The 14,523-nt window shown below is 47.2% G+C and carries 16 protein-coding genes and 2 pseudogenes; 4 read left to right on the top strand and 14 right to left on the bottom strand.

Annotated elements, in window-relative coordinates:
* Positions 1 to 169: 169 nt before the first annotated feature.
* Together ACLJRS_RS11980 and ACLJRS_RS11985 are read right to left on the bottom strand one after the other, a co-directional pair.
* Complete coding sequence (locus ACLJRS_RS11980; RefSeq protein WP_000853000.1) at positions 170 to 1,684, bottom strand: hypothetical protein; 1,515 nt, start codon at positions 1,682 to 1,684, stop codon at positions 170 to 172.
* A gap of 125 nt (positions 1,685 to 1,809) precedes the next feature.
* Positions 1,810 to 1,905, bottom strand: a pseudogene (locus ACLJRS_RS11985) (tail fiber assembly protein); the annotation flags it as partial.
* Between the two features lie 102 nt (positions 1,906 to 2,007).
* Here ACLJRS_RS11985 and ACLJRS_RS11990 point away from each other — a divergent pair.
* Positions 2,008 to 2,121: pseudogene (locus tag ACLJRS_RS11990) on the top strand (hypothetical protein); the annotation flags it as partial.
* A gap of 62 nt (positions 2,122 to 2,183) precedes the next feature.
* On the opposite strand, the gene ACLJRS_RS11995 reads toward ACLJRS_RS11990, so the two are convergent.
* Entirely contained in the window at positions 2,184 to 4,040 is a 1,857-nt protein-coding gene (locus tag ACLJRS_RS11995) for a phage head-binding domain-containing protein (RefSeq protein ID WP_001750317.1), read from the bottom strand.
* Between the two features lie 135 nt (positions 4,041 to 4,175).
* On the opposite strand from ACLJRS_RS11995, the gene ACLJRS_RS12000 reads away from it, so the two are divergent.
* The gene (locus tag ACLJRS_RS12000) at positions 4,176 to 4,424 is read left to right on the top strand and encodes an Arc family DNA-binding protein (RefSeq protein WP_001749934.1); all 249 of its coding nucleotides are present in this window, start codon (positions 4,176 to 4,178) and stop codon (positions 4,422 to 4,424) included.
* Positions 4,425 to 4,480: 56 nt separating this feature from the next.
* On the opposite strand, the gene ACLJRS_RS12005 is transcribed toward ACLJRS_RS12000, so the two are convergent.
* The 3 genes from ACLJRS_RS12005 to ACLJRS_RS12015 all read right to left on the bottom strand — a co-directional run bounded on the left by ACLJRS_RS12005 (position 4,481) and on the right by ACLJRS_RS12015 (position 6,317).
* Positions 4,481 to 5,227: a hypothetical protein gene (locus tag ACLJRS_RS12005; RefSeq protein WP_001749933.1), complete on the bottom strand. Its 747-nt coding sequence runs from the start codon at positions 5,225 to 5,227 to the stop codon at positions 4,481 to 4,483.
* Between the two features lie 72 nt (positions 5,228 to 5,299).
* Positions 5,300 to 6,166, bottom strand: coding sequence for a Bro-N domain-containing protein (locus ACLJRS_RS12010; protein ID WP_001750316.1), 867 nt, complete (start codon positions 6,164 to 6,166; stop codon positions 5,300 to 5,302).
* Entirely contained in the window at positions 6,156 to 6,317 is a 162-nt protein-coding gene (locus ACLJRS_RS12015; RefSeq protein ID WP_001750315.1) for a hypothetical protein, read from the bottom strand. The genes ACLJRS_RS12010 and ACLJRS_RS12015 overlap by 11 nt, the downstream gene beginning before the upstream one ends.
* A gap of 108 nt (positions 6,318 to 6,425) precedes the next feature.
* Here ACLJRS_RS12015 and ACLJRS_RS12020 point away from each other — a divergent pair, with 108 nt between their 5' ends.
* Positions 6,426 to 6,740, top strand: a complete 315-nt coding sequence (locus tag ACLJRS_RS12020; protein ID WP_001750314.1) for an Arc family DNA-binding protein — start codon at positions 6,426 to 6,428, stop codon at positions 6,738 to 6,740.
* A 57-nt stretch (positions 6,741 to 6,797) separates the two neighbouring features.
* Positions 6,798 to 7,109 carry a hypothetical protein gene (locus ACLJRS_RS12025; RefSeq protein WP_000275951.1) on the top strand — a complete coding sequence of 104 codons (312 nt, stop codon included), beginning with the start codon at positions 6,798 to 6,800 and terminating at the stop codon, positions 7,107 to 7,109.
* A 17-nt stretch (positions 7,110 to 7,126) separates the two neighbouring features.
* On the opposite strand, the gene ACLJRS_RS12030 is transcribed toward ACLJRS_RS12025, so the two are convergent.
* Genes ACLJRS_RS12030 through ACLJRS_RS12065 form a run of 8 tightly spaced genes read right to left on the bottom strand, consistent with a single transcriptional unit; the run spans position 7,127 to position 14,503 of the window.
* Positions 7,127 to 9,118 carry an injection protein gene (locus ACLJRS_RS12030; protein ID WP_410957811.1) on the bottom strand — a complete coding sequence of 664 codons (1,992 nt, stop codon included), beginning with the start codon at positions 9,116 to 9,118 and terminating at the stop codon, positions 7,127 to 7,129.
* A complete protein-coding gene (locus tag ACLJRS_RS12035) occupies positions 9,118 to 10,569 on the bottom strand; it encodes a DNA transfer protein (protein WP_410957812.1) in 1,452 nt (483 codons plus the stop codon). The genes ACLJRS_RS12030 and ACLJRS_RS12035 overlap by 1 nt, the downstream gene beginning before the upstream one ends.
* 10 nt (positions 10,570 to 10,579) lie before the next feature.
* Positions 10,580 to 11,269, bottom strand: a complete 690-nt coding sequence (locus tag ACLJRS_RS12040) for a DNA transfer protein (protein WP_410957813.1) — start codon at positions 11,267 to 11,269, stop codon at positions 10,580 to 10,582.
* A gap of 2 nt (positions 11,270 to 11,271) precedes the next feature.
* Complete coding sequence (locus ACLJRS_RS12045) at positions 11,272 to 11,727, bottom strand: DUF2824 family protein (RefSeq protein ID WP_410957814.1); 456 nt, start codon at positions 11,725 to 11,727, stop codon at positions 11,272 to 11,274.
* Positions 11,727 to 12,428 carry a hypothetical protein gene (locus ACLJRS_RS12050; RefSeq protein WP_025711853.1) on the bottom strand — a complete coding sequence of 234 codons (702 nt, stop codon included), beginning with the start codon at positions 12,426 to 12,428 and terminating at the stop codon, positions 11,727 to 11,729. Before ACLJRS_RS12050 ends, ACLJRS_RS12045 begins: the two co-directional genes overlap by 1 nt.
* 3 nt (positions 12,429 to 12,431) lie before the next feature.
* Complete coding sequence (locus ACLJRS_RS12055) at positions 12,432 to 13,850, bottom strand: packaged DNA stabilization protein gp10 (protein WP_001750310.1); 1,419 nt, start codon at positions 13,848 to 13,850, stop codon at positions 12,432 to 12,434.
* Positions 13,810 to 14,310 (bottom strand): packaged DNA stabilization gp4 family protein, encoded by a 501-nt coding sequence (locus ACLJRS_RS12060; protein ID WP_001749924.1) that lies wholly within the window; start codon positions 14,308 to 14,310, stop codon positions 13,810 to 13,812. Before ACLJRS_RS12060 ends, ACLJRS_RS12055 begins: the two co-directional genes overlap by 41 nt.
* Complete coding sequence (locus ACLJRS_RS12065; RefSeq protein ID WP_001749923.1) at positions 14,294 to 14,503, bottom strand: hypothetical protein; 210 nt, start codon at positions 14,501 to 14,503, stop codon at positions 14,294 to 14,296. The genes ACLJRS_RS12060 and ACLJRS_RS12065 overlap by 17 nt, the downstream gene beginning before the upstream one ends.
* Positions 14,504 to 14,523: the final 20 nt, after the last annotated feature.

Raw genomic sequence — 14,523 nt, forward strand, 5'->3', positions numbered from 1 at the left:
AGTTTTTTTAAGCAGGGAAATGATAAAGTACCGATGTCATGGGCGCGCCATCCAGGCCATCGATTAACCTTAACAGTTAATAGGTTGCTTTGATTGTAAATTTTAGGATGGAAGTTGAGTGTTGCAGTAATGAGGGGGGGCCGGAACAGGTCCGGGCTAAAATGTATGTTCAGGCAATGTCATATGAACTGTTGAAATCTACGTATGAATCCGTTGATGCAAACCCCCAAACATCGAACATACCTGGGTTAGTTGGTGAGTTTGAAGATCTAACCCAAGCCTGCACGGGGATAGCATTAACACCTAGATTTACCCCTACACCATGCACAGGCACATCCTCTTTGGGTAGTAATGCAGCAGGAATAGAAAATGCAGGTGAAGCCGTTCCTTTTCTCAATCGTCCGCTAATGAATACGCGATGACCGCAAACTATAGCTTTAAAGTTTTTGTCTTTAGCCCACCCATTTATTGGATTGCCCTGAATAGCTGATGGCAAATCATTAAAGCTTCCTAGTCCATTGACATATGCTATAACTTCATCTTTGTTAAAGCCATAACCGCCAGTATATTCAACGCCATATTCACCATTTTCATTAGTTAAAAGTCTTCCATGACTTAAAGTGTTGCCACCAAGAGAATATCCGCTTCTTGTATTGTTCTTTGAGTATCCGTGACCTATATCAATATAAGCTGCATTTTTATTAACTCTTATACCTCCAGATGCTGCGGAAATCGCATGCTGTCCAAGACTCCACCCTACGCACTTATCATTTATTTCAAGTGCGTAGTAATTCCCATAAACCTCAATGGCAGAGAATATGCCGATGTTGATGTTAGTAGTATATCCATCACTAGATGATGCTGCCACCAGACCCCAAGCGGCACCCTGAATTGCGAGTTCTCCTATGGTCACCCTGTCAATAGTCTGCCCGTCATGCGGGTCGTAAATCCCCCCCATAGATATGTCAGGCCATCCTGTGTTATCAATAAGACCAACTTTGATTCCATCAAGATGAATATCCCTGCATTTAGTCCCTGAATCAGATTTAAGAATAAACCCATCACCATATTGAGCATAGCAGTGAGACCATCCCCCGGTGATATTCCACCCTTTTAGAGTTAGGCCATGAAACCCGCCTATGCACTCTACATATCCTTTGTAAACGTCACCGGTTCTTTCAATCAGAATGCTATGAGTCCCTGGCTTTGAAGAAACCCCAAGAGAATTAAGCGTCTTGATATTGTTAACGAAGATATTTGAATTGTCACCAGCTTCATAAATATGAAGGCAATCTTCATAGGTGACATTGGGGAATACATTCTGAGAGACATAATTACCGCAATCAATTCCAAGGTTTTCTATATGAAATCCTTTGGCCTTATTCATAATAAGACCAAGTATTATAGTTCCTGACCCAGGAATGAAGTGCGATTTATCATCTGCAAGCCTTGGCATCCCCATCCCTATAATGGTCAGGTTTTCTATTGTGTTGGTTACGGGCTCCCCATCTGTATGCGTGGGAGAAACAAAGTATCCAGTAAGGTCATAAGGCTTCGATTTGCCAAGAACCAGGACGCTTCCAGGCGTAGTTTCCTGTAGCGCTTGCCTGAGATCCCCGTTGTAAGGAGGGTTATCTACTATGGTTAAAGAAGGAGCAACAAGGATATCATTTGCAAACGCCATTTTTGACCCCAGTAAACCACTCATGGAAAATGCCGAAAGACTTAGGAAATCTCTTCTGTTCATCCGTAACCACTCAACAAGCAAATAATTACAGATCATCACCTTAAAATGGACGAAGTGTCAATTTATTGTGGGGCATCAGGCCAGGATACAGATGATGAAGTTGGGTCTATGTTATGTAGCTTCTTGATATACTCAATCCACTCAGTTAATGATGTTTTATCATCATCACTCCATCATCAAAATACCAGCATCTCATGACGTTGGAAGGAAGTACCATACTCAACTAGAAGAATTGTAACAAAGACGCGTTAGATATGTAGTTGGCACACGTAAGCGGCGGGACGTGCTCAGTTTACAACCACGCAGCTTATCTAGATACACGCCGGGAAATGATGCAGTGGTGGGCGGACTGGCTCGATGAGAAGGTATCATAGGAAAGTAGCACAAAACCTTGCAATCCGATGCAAAGCTTTGTGTGCCTCAATTATGTCTAACTTTACTTTGTTAGGTATTGTCCAGAAAAATATACAGTTCCACCAGCTGGTATCGAGGCGAACCCAGCTACGTTTAATTGACCGTTAGTTTCAATATAACACTCAACTGGGATCATAGCGCTTGTCGCGCTAACACCCCATGCCGGGACAGGCACTCGCTTCAAAGGCCTGCACGCAGCGATAGTGTTATACGCAACCGCAGCTGTTCCGCGAGTCAGTGAACCTGTGATCTGCACAGTCTTGCCGGTTAGCATCATGTCAAAATCACCAGTATCAGCCCACCCATTTACAGGATTACCATCTTTTACGCCTGGATATCCTGAAACAAGAACCGTTCCGTTAACATAACCACGGACAAGAGAGGCATCAAAACCAATACCACCGAGGTAATCAACTCCAGCCTTCCCATTCTCATTAGCAAAGAGCACGCCGTGACTTAAACTGTTGCCTCCCAACGCATAACCACTCTCAGTATTCGCCTTTGAGGATCCGGTTCCAATATTGATTTCTGCAGAGTCCGGGTGAACACGAATGCCGCCAGATGCATTGCTAATTCTGTGCTCACCAATAGTCCAACCAACACATTTATTATCAATGGTTAATGAATAATAGTTCCCATAGACATTGAATGCAGAGTATCTACCAATGCTGACGTTTGTTATGAAACCGGTATTGGCATCAGATGGTATAAATCCCCATGACGCGTTCTGCACAATTAACTCACCAATAGTAATTTTGTCTATTGTTACGTTATCGTGAGCATCATAAATGCCACCAAGCGTTACATCTGGCCATCTGGAGTTATCATAAAGACCTACAGTAATTCTCTCCATGTGTATGTCTGCACATGCGCCACCAGAATCTGATTTAATGATGAAAGCATCACCGTACTGACCATAGCAGTGAGCGCGACCACCTTGCAGGTTTTGGCATTTTATTGTCAGACCGTGGAACCCACCAATACACTCAACATAACCCAAAGTTACACCGGATAATTGTTCAAGCAGAATGCTGTGAGTTCCTGGCTTACTGGCAACGTTAACTGAGCTCAGCGTCTTGACATTGTCAATTTCTATATTGGCGTTGGAACCAACACCATAGTGCGCAAGAGCGTCCTCGTAAGTTTCCGTTGTATACACATTCTGAGATACATAAGCACCAACATCGATCCCAAGGTTGAAGGTTTTAAACCCTCTCGCTTGATTCTTTACCGCCCCTTGAATAACTGTCCCAGTTCCATCGATAAATCTGGTTTTATCATCAGATAACTGAGGCATCCCAGTGCCAACAATAGAGATATTTTCAACTGTGTTCCTGCCAGTTCCGTACAAGCCGGTAATGTTGTATGTTTTTTTACCAAGCCAAAACACAGTACCGGCTTCAGCCTCAGAAAGTGCTGATTTTAGATCTCCGTTATATGGCTCGTTGTCGACGACGACAAATTTAGCCGGAAGGTTATAATGCTCGGCCAGTCCACCAACCAAAAGATAACCGTCTGGTTGGCTCAGCCTGTATTCAAGCTGATCTGGGTCATACTTCAATACGTTAGCAATATAGTCAACCTGATAACCATAGGCATCATAGATAGCCATGCTATGACCCTTAACGGTGACAACTTTCACCAGTTGGCCGTTGTATACGATTTTACCGGCTGCGTTGATAATTAGCGGCTGAGTAATCTGGACGTGAGAGCCATCCTCATTTTCAATGTATACGGGTATCTGATTGGCAGGATTAACCGGATCTGTATCAATCTGACCAATGTAAATTTTCCCATTCGCAACAGCTTTAAACGAACGGGATTCAGTGAAGATGGGACGAGGGTTAGAAACAACTACGTTTGCAGTGATATCTGTCATTTAATGTGCTCCAGATGCAAGGAATCGCCGCAGCGTGGCTACGGCAATGCGTCATTAAGACCACAGTGGTCTTATTGTGGATATAACCAGTAGATCATATGATGCCGATCCACTTACAAAAGTGAGGCATCAGAAATGGGAAGAGATGACCCGCAATTTAATCTTCGGCTACCTTACGAATTAAAGGAAAAGCTGAAACAGCGAGCTAAATCGAATGGCCGCTCACTGAATGCTGAATTAGTGCAGATAGTTACCGAAGCTATATCTAAACCATCTCCAGTATCAGGCTATCGTGATGAAGAGGAGCGATTAGCCTACTTAATTTCAGAGCAGGTAAAAGAAATAGCGGTTGATATTCTGAGGAAAGAAAAAACCCGCAGTTAAGCGGGTTGGCAAGGATGGCTCAGATTTGAGCCATCACGATTTCAGTGATATTTGACTTACGCCACTTCAACACCATGAATCAGGTGGCGAAGAGCTTCAATGCCATTGGCGTTATAGCGGAAGGCTTCAACCTGTTTACTGGAGTGAGCTGACTTATCCAAAAAGAATTTGCCGTACTGCTCAGTTTTGAGATTGTTCGCGTTAGCTATGCGTCCTATTTTATTGGCGCTGACGCCGATTTTCTCACCCACTTCCGCTGCGGTGTAGTAATGCTCTTCAATCACCGGCAAGGGGATCGCGTCATAACCGATAATCGGATTAATCAGCGAAGCCGCCAGCGTCTGGTGTGACATAGGGTCAAGACGGGGCAGCATCACCATCAGCTCACGAGCGGATGCGATATTTTTCTCCAGCGCCAGTGCTTTCAACTGTTCGGCCTTTGCAAGACGGTATTCAGGAAGACCGGAATTACTTTTGGTTGGAACCTGAATTGACTGCATGTCTTCCAACTTATCAACCAAAGAGCGGCGAACCGCTTTAGACTCGCGTGCTGCAACGCGGAGCGCTTGCTTGATGGACATATCAATGATGACCATCGAAGTTTTGTTCGCTTTTTGCACTACACTTTTTGTGTAGTGCTCGCCATCCAGCTCATCTTCAACTTTCTCAATGAATTTGTTATTGCGAACTTCCGGCTCACCGCACTGTTTACGTGCTTCATTGACCATCGCCAGCAGAGACTGGCTATCAATAGTTTTATCCGTGACAACAGATCCGATGTTTGCTACATTCTTAGAAGTCATTCGACATTCCTTATTTAAGTTAGGGTTTGTGACATAGCCGCCAGCAGCCACTGGCGGTTTTTCTTTGGTTAATCAGTGCCTCCTGGCAATTAACTCGTTAAGGTTATATTCCTCAAACTGGCTCAGCATCAACACGCCTTCCTGCTCTTGTGCCTTTAACTCAAGCAATGCGCGATCCATTTCTGCAATAAGCGGCTCAAAATCACCGCGGCGGCGGACGACGCGGCGAATAACGTCTTTCTCGAACGCATATACAGCGCTATTAAATGCCGATGTGATTTTCATGATGCGGCGGCACTCCTCACCCAAAACAGGTAAATCGTCCACAGTAAATGGCTGCGGAGATGGTCTGCCGGTAGCTGCGCGTAATGCATACCAGACACCATTGCTCCATGACTGTTTTAATCTCATGCTGTCTGTCATCAGCCAAATAAGACGTTTGAGATTGTTCATATCATTTGGTGTCAACGGATCTGCCGCTGGCTGACGCTCATAACGCCCGGATTTGCGGATCGTAGGAAGAACGTCATTGAATACCCAATCCTGAAATTGTTTGGCTTCCTGTTTGTTACTGCGGAAAATGACGCGGTAGAGATTTGGTTCGTTGACGTAAACTAACTGCTGTTTGCCGCCATCTGTAAGGGTGTAGATTTTATCTACCCCCTCTTTATCGAGCTGCTTCGCCATCAAATCGCGAGGGTTAGCAATGCACAGCACACCGCAAACATCTTTCAGGCAGAACCACGGTTCACCGTCGATTACCTGAATTCGTACATCATGAGTTTCATGGAAATTAAATGTTACTGCCGCAACAACAGTATTTTCGTTCTTCGATAATTTTGATATACTTTTCATGTCGATATTTCCTAGTCGGTTATTTTCGATAGAGACCCGGTTAGTGTTCGCGCACAGCCGGGTTTCGTTATTTTTAGAGAGCATTCTGCATTTTCTCCCGGAACTTCAACCACCAAGCTAGTCCCTGAACCAACACTGAGTTTTCTGACATCCCCTCTTCCTCGGCGATGCGTTTCACCTCTTCCTTAAAGCGGTGCGGATACCGAAGAGTCGTCTTCACTTCATTCTTTTCCATGCTGTCTCCTTATCTCACAAATGAAGGCAAATTGCCTTTAGAGTCAATTTACCATGATTGCACATGAAGTCAAGTTGCCTCTACAATGTTTTTTATTTGAGGTGTGCCATGTCGGAAAAATTCCCAAGCCAGATGCAAGACAAGTTCACCGTAAGGTTTCCGGACGGGCTGCGGGACGCAGTAGCTGAGAGAGCCAAACGTAACGGACGCTCAATGAACTCTGAGATCATTCAAATAATTGAGGATGCCATCAGCACAGAATTGGTTTCTTGGGATGAATCACTAGCCCCTAAAAGAACCGGTGAGAATGTGACCATGTCAATGGAGCAACTAAACAAAATAATTTCGATTACCGCTGAAGAGGCGGTTTCAGCAGTAACAAAGAAATTGACTGAAGAATACACAATGCAGCCTAAAAAATAGCTTTGCTCCACCTTGCGCTTACCTCATGGTATCCTGCACAAAACTAAGGAGGTTGGTGTGTATATTTCTTTGTCTACCATCGTTTTGGTTATCATCGCCATCTTTCTAATCAACATATGGCAGAAAGGCTCATCCAGTCACGCTGTGGCTTTGAGCAATAAAAATATGCTGATAAAAGAAGCTGAAAGAGTTATTGCATCTATGGAAAAATTATCCTGGACGGAAATGACTGATGGTCAGCGTGAAGTTCATGACTGTGCAATCGAAAGGCTAAGGCTCCTTAAATCTTACAAAAAGAACCATGCTCCTGATCACTACCCATTTATGAGGGAGTGGCCAACATGGTTTAACCCAAACCGTAATACTTGACCATCCTTGGTCATTTATTACTGCTGTGCCTTCTCGCTTGATGCCTGGGCTATAGGTGAAAGCGTTTCAGATACCCGCCTTATCGCTCTGTCATAAGCTGTGCTTCCTTTCGGGGTATTTGCAAGCTTAAGCATGGCGTTACGCAATAACCTTGACTCATAAGCCCTTCCAGCTAAACCAACGCCTGCTCCAATTGCTACAGCTTTGGCGGCAATAGGATTTAGCATACTAGCTAGTGCTGCCGGACCTGCCATAAGTTGTCCAGTTAGTGGGCTGGCAGCGCCGGTTGCCGCCTCCCTTGTTGAATCAAGATATTTCATCACACCATCTAGATATTTACCGTGTTCACCACGGAAGAATGTCGCCGCCTGCTTCCTGTTGCGATGCATCTCATTAATAAACTTTTCCACACTTACGTTTCCAGATGCGTCCGTTGCTTTATCCATAGCCCTTTGAACAATAGCCGCTCTTGCATTCTGCCTTCCCTTGTCATCAAGCAATTTATATAACTGTGAGCGCTCCGCTGGGCTTTGGCTGAAAATAAGCTTTGTTACATCCTCTGGAGTTGTTTTACCATTCTGCAACGCTTTCTGGACGCGAGTATTGCTCATCATGTCGTTGAACTTAGCCCATGACCTATCAACGCGAGCCATGTTCGCAGATTCCTGCGGTCCAAGGTTGGTAGCTACTGCTTTTTTCATATCAGAGGTGTAGGCGTCATATACTGACTTCGCAGCCTTCTCCAGGGTATCTCTATCAACTTCATCCTGAGCTGCCATGAACCGCTTGCGCAAGTTAGTTCTGTTTTCCCTTGCTAATCTTAGGTTGTTTGGGCCGCTGGTTATATCATCCTTGAATTGTTGTAGAACACTAACGGCTGCTCGGTCTTGTGATGCGCCTGGTCTGGTAATGTTAGCAATCTGATTATCGATCGCTTTCACTGTATTAGTGATATCTACTGGAGTGTCTCCCATGGCATCAATAATGCGGTTATATCGCTTACCTGCGGCATTAATAAACTGTTGCTGGCCCTTAGTAGCAGAATTGTAAAGCTGCGCATCAGAAATCCCTCCTACGTTATCGCTGAAGGTTTTAACAAGATTCTCTCTTGCAGATTGCTGAGCACTTCTTAATCCACCAGTACCGGCTAATGGAATTCGCTCAGCCAGCGTCCTAGCTTGCTTTCCGATATTAGTTTCTGGTGGAACAACATCAGTGGTCATCAATGGCAGGTTGTTCTGCTTGGCAAAATCAATCTGAGCTTGTTTTTCAGGAGCAATCTTACCCATAGCAGAACGCGACACTGCGCTTGCGGTGTTTTCTACCCCCTTCAGTACCCCACCAAGACCAGCGGAAATTGCAGTTTGAACTGGATTAACATCCTCACCGCCAGCGATCTGAGTGGCCCCCTGTAAAGCTAGATCAGTAGCGCCTGACTTTAGTGTTGCACCTACAACAGACGCAGCTCTACCTGCTGGAGTGAATGCAAGAGCGTTTGCCAAGAATGACGTTATATCCTGCGGTGACAAACCAGGCTTGTTAAGTGCATATTCTCCAGAAGGAAGGGTGACTATGGAATTTCCCTTCTCATCCTTCCGGATTTTCCCGCCAATGCTTTGCAGTATCTTCTCCTGTGAAGCGTCGGAACCAAATAGTTGCCCCCATCCAGCGCGCAGCGCATCGGTACTTAGGCTATTAAGTTCTGGAGCAGACCCAACATTTTGCAGTCTCTCCATTTCTGGTGTCATCCGTCTTTCACCGGTAACGGCATCGCGCATTGCAGCACCTAAAACAGCCCCTTGCTCAGCAGAGCGATCTAGCCCTTCCTTCTGCTGAGTGGCAAGCTGTGCATATCCTGATACAAGTGAGTTGTCTGCTGGCGCTTGCTGAACATCTTGTTGTGTTGGCGCTGACTGACCAGCAAAATACTCATCAATAGCAGCACCAATATCTTCCGTGCTGGTTCCATCAGGGAAGGTGAATGTCTTACCGTTGGCTGTAACTTTCATTATTCCACCGTGAATTGAATGCCGGATTTAGACGTGTAGCTTCCTCCGACTGATTGCTGAGTCGCTGGCTGCTGCCTTGATGATTTCTGCCCACCATTACCAACATCAACGTTGTACTGCTTGTTGTAGTTGTCGGTGTACTCTTGAATTTCTCTGGCTGATCGCTGTGCTGCTTCCGGGCTTGAGAAATCAAACTGTGGCATACCCTGAAAGTACATTTTCGCCTCTGCAACGGTGTTGATGCCGGATGCCCCCATATCCCTTGCTGCCGCTATGCCTTGATTTTGCATGCGACCCTGAATGCGCTGAGTAGCGTTGTAGAGTTGGCGTTGTTCTTTTCCAGAAAGCCTAGTGATCACATCTGCCCCTAACGCGGCCGTTCCGTTACCTCCAGTGACCCCCGTAATAAATTCCAAATCACCAGGTTTCGCACCTGCTATGGCATCAAGATCTTTCTTCATCGCGTAGTTCTGTGCGCTTGCCGCAGCCGTTGGAGGTGCAGCAATGGCGCTTGCCGGGACACGAACCATATTTCCGTTATCGTCAGTACCTTCGTAAAATGCACTAGCGCCAGATCCATGCAGCTTGCCATTGACATTAACGGTACGCCCGTCTGCTAATTGCACAACATTTTCCCCACCTGCATCCGGCCTGCCACGAACACGAAGATAAGTTTTTTGTTGTTCTGGCGACAAGCTATTGAAATACTGATATTCACGGACTGATGCCGGAACCGCCCCACCCGCAGAACGTAGCGAGTTTTGGGCACTAATATCCTGCCCCCTTCGAGCGGTAGCGGCACTAATATCCTGCCCTCTTGCGGTTAACTGGTTTCTTTCTCCTTCAAGTTGGCGACCAACCATCTTATCCTGAACAGCAAACGCCTTTTCTGTCCCAAGCGCACCGAGAGACATCGTAGTCAACATGTGTGATAGCTGTTCTGGGTTCTGTACTCCAGTCTGTATCATCCAGTCTGGATTAGCGCCAACACGGTTTAACCTGTCCTTGTTATCAGTAATGAATTTACTGTAGGCTTCCGGCCCCTGAGAAAGAGCGACATTAGCCTTCATAGCCAAATCGCCCATATCGTTACGCTGCTGCTCATTAAGACCGGAAAACGCCTGCTGTGCCTGCGCAACAAACGCCGGGTTTTCCTGCGCGAACTTGATGAGTCCTGAATTGTCACCAGTAGCCCATGCGTTGGCATGAACCTGGTTGAATGCGTTTAGCGCTTTCTGTTGCTGTTCCTGATTGTAAATATCAGCAACTCCAGCCAGACCACGTAACGCGGTCAGACCAACGTTATTTGCACCTGAGCGAGCCAACTCATTGTTTTCGCGGATCAGACCAAGCGTTGCGTTAATGTCGCTTGCTTTTGGCGCATTCTCATTTTGCGCACCAATGCCAGCCAGAAAACCACCAGAATTAATACCCTGTTGCCACGTAGCCATTGATTACCCCTTAAAACAACGAGCCAAGCAGACCAAGACCGCCGCCGATCGCAGCCCCCCACGGAGTTGATGAACCAATTAATTTCGCAAGTCCAGCCCCAGCAATAGCACCAGACGCACCTCCGCCAATAGCAGATTGCATTGCTGATGGTCTGTTGGCATTTGCCGCTGCAAGAGCCGCGCTTTGCTGTGAAATCTGGCTCATATTGTTGGCATATGTCTGTCCGGCGTTTGCCTGCCCCTGAAGCGCACCAAGACCAATATTTGCAAGGTTCTGATAGTTATTCATCTGACCTGACAGCCATTGCTGACCAAGTGTTGGGGCGATTGCTGCAAGCTGGTTACTGGTCGCTGTAGAACCCAGGCCACCTGTTGCTTCTGCCGCTGCCAGATTCTGATAGCGAGCCTGCCCCACAAGGTCCTGGTATTGTTGGGAGTTATAGTAATTATTAAGCGCCTGCCCCTGACCTTCGAGAGACGATAAACCTTCAAGACTGCCGATATACTTATCTGCCAGAGGAGTAAACGGCTTCAGGTTGTTCATGATGGTGTTGAACTGCTGGTTTTGCAGGTCTGCGGCATACTTTTGCGCTTCTGCTGCATACTTTGCGCTTTTATCTGCGCCACCTTTTCCGCCTTTTTCAGGGCAAAGAGGTTCCTCACCGCGCAGTTTTCTGCCCAGCGTAAATGCATATAACATGTTTATCTCCCGTGATTCAGGAAGTCGGTTAGTTCTTCGCGTGTGGCGCTGTAAAACGTCACGTCATCCACGCCTTTGAAGTATTTCTTGATGGTTCCTACACGCTTAAGGCCAATCATTGCGCAGTACATCTGACCGTGGCGAAATTTGCGTGCAGCAAATGATGTAACGCACTGAACGGTGGTGTTGGCGAGAATGTATCGCCAGAACGTCAGCCCGATTTCCTTACTGAATCCTCTAATCTCAGGCAGATACATGGCGTGGCAGTCAAAGGTCAGCGGCTGAATCTCGTTGTAATACACGATGCCACCGAACTGACCATGTACGTTCACTTCGAAATAGCGGCACTCAGGCTTGTAGTCGTATCCGTCACCGTTGTTGCTCCCGGCAATAATGTCAGGATGGTTGCCGACAGTTTCTATCAGGTCGATGTTGCGTGTTGGAGTGAATGTAATCATCAGTTGATCAATCCATGAGTTCGTATTGCATCTTCGAGAGCTTTGATACGCTGTCGCGCCTGCTGCAATCCGGTAGCCATAGCTGATACCTCAGACTGCGTATATGTGGCACTGACCGTGTATGCCTGGTTAGCGTTGAATGCACCGAGAAGCGCAGCGCCTGTTGCTGCTGTCCATCCGGTCTGTCGAGCACCGATAACTTTAGTGCCGCCAACTGAATAGGACGTTGTCACGTTGAGAGGTGACGCCAGCGATTGTGTTGCGGTGGCTGTTTTCGATACGTAATCAGTCTGCAATGCAGAAATATTTCCTTCCGCCGTCGTCACCCTGCCATCAAGAGCACTAACATCAGCCCGCAAGGTAACTATTTCGCCTTCAGCCATGGTTAGCCTGACATCCAGCCCTGCAATTGCATTGGTATTTGCAGTAATACGGATTTCATGGTCATCTACGTCGATGCGTAACTGCTGAATTCTCGCTTCGTGGTCTGCAATCTCAACATCCTGCTCATCGTTCTTCACCTGCGCGTCATAGGCACCTTGCCCTGCTTCATTTGCCTTTCCCGCAATAGCGCCAACGTCAGTCCCCTGCGCGATTACGTAGAGCAGATAGGACCGGCTGAAGACGTTGCGGGGGAGGATAGATGCATCAAGACGAGTGGCCTGAATAATGACAGGATTATTAAGTGACGGGTCTGCCATATTTTACTCCAGACGAATTTGACACCCGGATAGTGTTACTGGTGATTTGGTGATTACACGCAGTTTGAATCCGATTAATCGACGAATGCGCCCAACACGTTTCCATAAAACTCTCTTGTCGTACACAAACGGCTCATTCTGCTCAATCATCTGTTCGCGACCGTAATTGATTCCGTCTGTGGTTGCAGACAGGAACAGGCGGTCAGCGTATTGAGCAACACCAGTGGATGATTCAACTTCCAGATCGAAGCATCTGGCGTTATCTGCCTTGAAGAGGGGCGTAAACAACAGGTGTTCTTGCTGCTTGTCGTACTGACTACTGATGTCGAATTGCAACTGCCCCGTCACCGCTTCTGACTTGTCGCCACACGTAATCTGGTTGCCTTCGTACATGAAATCGATGGCGCGATAAACATCGTCGTATAAACCGGTTTTCAGTATGCACCATTGCGGCCCGTTCTGGCTTGATGAGGCATCGTAAACCAGCACATGACGCGGGAGATGGATAATCAGCAGTTCATGCGAATCGAACCTCAACGCTTCCATCACCCCGGTTGCCAGTTCATCAGCCGTGTATGAGCGGATAATTTTCTCAATACTGGCCGTCGCAATTGGTGAAGCCTGCCCTGACCCGATAATGTAGACGGAAGGTGCACCAGTAGCCGGGTGACTGATGAATGCATATGAATCAGCGAATGGCGTTTTACAGTATGTTCCGGCAATGCCCTTCTGTACCATCAGCGATGGCTGTGCGACATACAACGCAGCGCCAGCGGTGGTTGCACCAGTCAGGGAAAAATATTCAATCGTCGATGAACCAAAGCAGACAATGAAGTCTCGCCATGTGCCGATACCGATGATGCCGTCCGGCTGCGATTCTGCGCGATATTGTGCGCTGTATCGGTCAGGATGCGATTCGTCTTCAAGGTCAGTGATAAACCATGAATCAGTGCCGTCTTTTGACCACGCATAACGCCCACGTAAGCGAGTAATGTCACGGACTGAACCTAACTCATACTGCGTGAATCCGCTGTCTGCAGGCCAGTTTGCCATCGTCTTAACGGCGCCATCGTATCGGTACTCGATGAGCTGACCGTTCACACCTACCGCCTGAGAAGTACGACCGTGAGCAAGAGATACGCGGCCTGCCCCGGCAACGTCTCCGACTACGGTTTCGCCTTTGTAGAGCTTCCCACCACAGACGCGATATACGGCGTTCTGAGCGGTATTGTATTCAACACCACGCGATACACCATTTACATCGTTGCGCTTCGCTATGCCTGGGAATGAGCGTAAATAACCCGATGAGTTGAGGGCTTCTTTCGGTGTGGCCAACATATTGATTGGTAGGTAATCAATGTAGTCGGCATTCTTGAAGTCTTTACCCATTCCCTTCATCATGGGGAGTTGTTGAATCGGCATTCTGCTCTCCGGGGAAATAATGCCATTCGTTCAGATTGGCGAAACTGTTTCCACTGCCAGTTGGCATACGTGACGGGTAAGGAGCTCTTTTTGCTCTGGCGATGGCGGTCTGCTTATAGAGAAGCTCCTTCCCATATTTAGCGGTTGCGATAATTTTGGCGGTAGCCTCAAGCGCATAATCCGGCGCAATTCTGCAGGCCAGATTGTGGAATACTGCGCTGACTGCACTGGAGCGAAGGCCGTGGTCATCACCTTCAGCGGGAGGATTATCATCATCTGAGAATACATAGCCGGTGATGATGCCCTTTCCGTCCTGATACCACTCAGCCATCATCGCTTCAAGGTCGTCAACAGCATCCTGCATAGACTGTGGCTCAACATCAGTGAGAGTTGCATCTGATGCTACGCCCAGCTTACGCAGCGCCTCCCTGACCAGATCGCCTTTAGTCTTTATCTGCATCGCTTACCGCCTTGGGCTTACGTCCTTTGCGCGGCTTAGCATCGCCCGCTTCCGAGGACAGCAACTTTGAAGGATGGTCAAGCCAGCCATCTTTGACATATTCGGGAAGTTCGCTGGAGTCGATGACCTTCATCTGAGCCATTACGCCCCATACCATGACGCTTCCGTCCGGCTTATAGATTGCTATTTTCATAGCCACTCCATAAAGAAAGG

The sequence above is a fragment of the Salmonella sp. SAL00670 genome, from assembly GCF_046552235.1.
Lineage (GTDB): Bacteria > Pseudomonadota > Gammaproteobacteria > Enterobacterales > Enterobacteriaceae > Salmonella > Salmonella enterica.

Excerpts from the sequence above, each read along its gene's own strand:
- ACLJRS_RS11980 (WP_000853000.1), bottom strand. The coding sequence starts at position 1,684 with ATGGCGTTTGCAAATGATATCCTTGTTGCTCCTTCTTTAACCATAGTA.
- ACLJRS_RS11995 (WP_001750317.1), bottom strand. The coding sequence starts at position 4,040 with ATGACAGATATCACTGCAAACGTAGTTGTTTCTAACCCTCGTCCCATC.
- ACLJRS_RS12000 (WP_001749934.1), top strand. The coding sequence starts at position 4,176 with ATGGGAAGAGATGACCCGCAATTTAATCTTCGGCTACCTTACGAATTA.
- ACLJRS_RS12005 (WP_001749933.1), bottom strand. The coding sequence starts at position 5,227 with ATGACTTCTAAGAATGTAGCAAACATCGGATCTGTTGTCACGGATAAA.
- ACLJRS_RS12010 (WP_001750316.1), bottom strand. The coding sequence starts at position 6,166 with ATGCTCTCTAAAAATAACGAAACCCGGCTGTGCGCGAACACTAACCGG.
- ACLJRS_RS12015 (WP_001750315.1), bottom strand. The coding sequence starts at position 6,317 with ATGGAAAAGAATGAAGTGAAGACGACTCTTCGGTATCCGCACCGCTTT.
- ACLJRS_RS12020 (WP_001750314.1), top strand. The coding sequence starts at position 6,426 with ATGTCGGAAAAATTCCCAAGCCAGATGCAAGACAAGTTCACCGTAAGG.
- ACLJRS_RS12030 (WP_410957811.1), bottom strand. The coding sequence starts at position 9,118 with ATGAAAGTTACAGCCAACGGTAAGACATTCACCTTCCCTGATGGAACC.
- ACLJRS_RS12035 (WP_410957812.1), bottom strand. The coding sequence starts at position 10,569 with ATGGCTACGTGGCAACAGGGTATTAATTCTGGTGGTTTTCTGGCTGGC.
- ACLJRS_RS12040 (WP_410957813.1), bottom strand. The coding sequence starts at position 11,269 with ATGTTATATGCATTTACGCTGGGCAGAAAACTGCGCGGTGAGGAACCT.
- ACLJRS_RS12045 (WP_410957814.1), bottom strand. The coding sequence starts at position 11,727 with ATGATTACATTCACTCCAACACGCAACATCGACCTGATAGAAACTGTC.
- ACLJRS_RS12050 (WP_025711853.1), bottom strand. The coding sequence starts at position 12,428 with ATGGCAGACCCGTCACTTAATAATCCTGTCATTATTCAGGCCACTCGT.
- ACLJRS_RS12055 (WP_001750310.1), bottom strand. The coding sequence starts at position 13,850 with ATGCCGATTCAACAACTCCCCATGATGAAGGGAATGGGTAAAGACTTC.
- ACLJRS_RS12060 (WP_001749924.1), bottom strand. The coding sequence starts at position 14,310 with ATGCAGATAAAGACTAAAGGCGATCTGGTCAGGGAGGCGCTGCGTAAG.
- ACLJRS_RS12065 (WP_001749923.1), bottom strand. The coding sequence starts at position 14,503 with ATGAAAATAGCAATCTATAAGCCGGACGGAAGCGTCATGGTATGGGGC.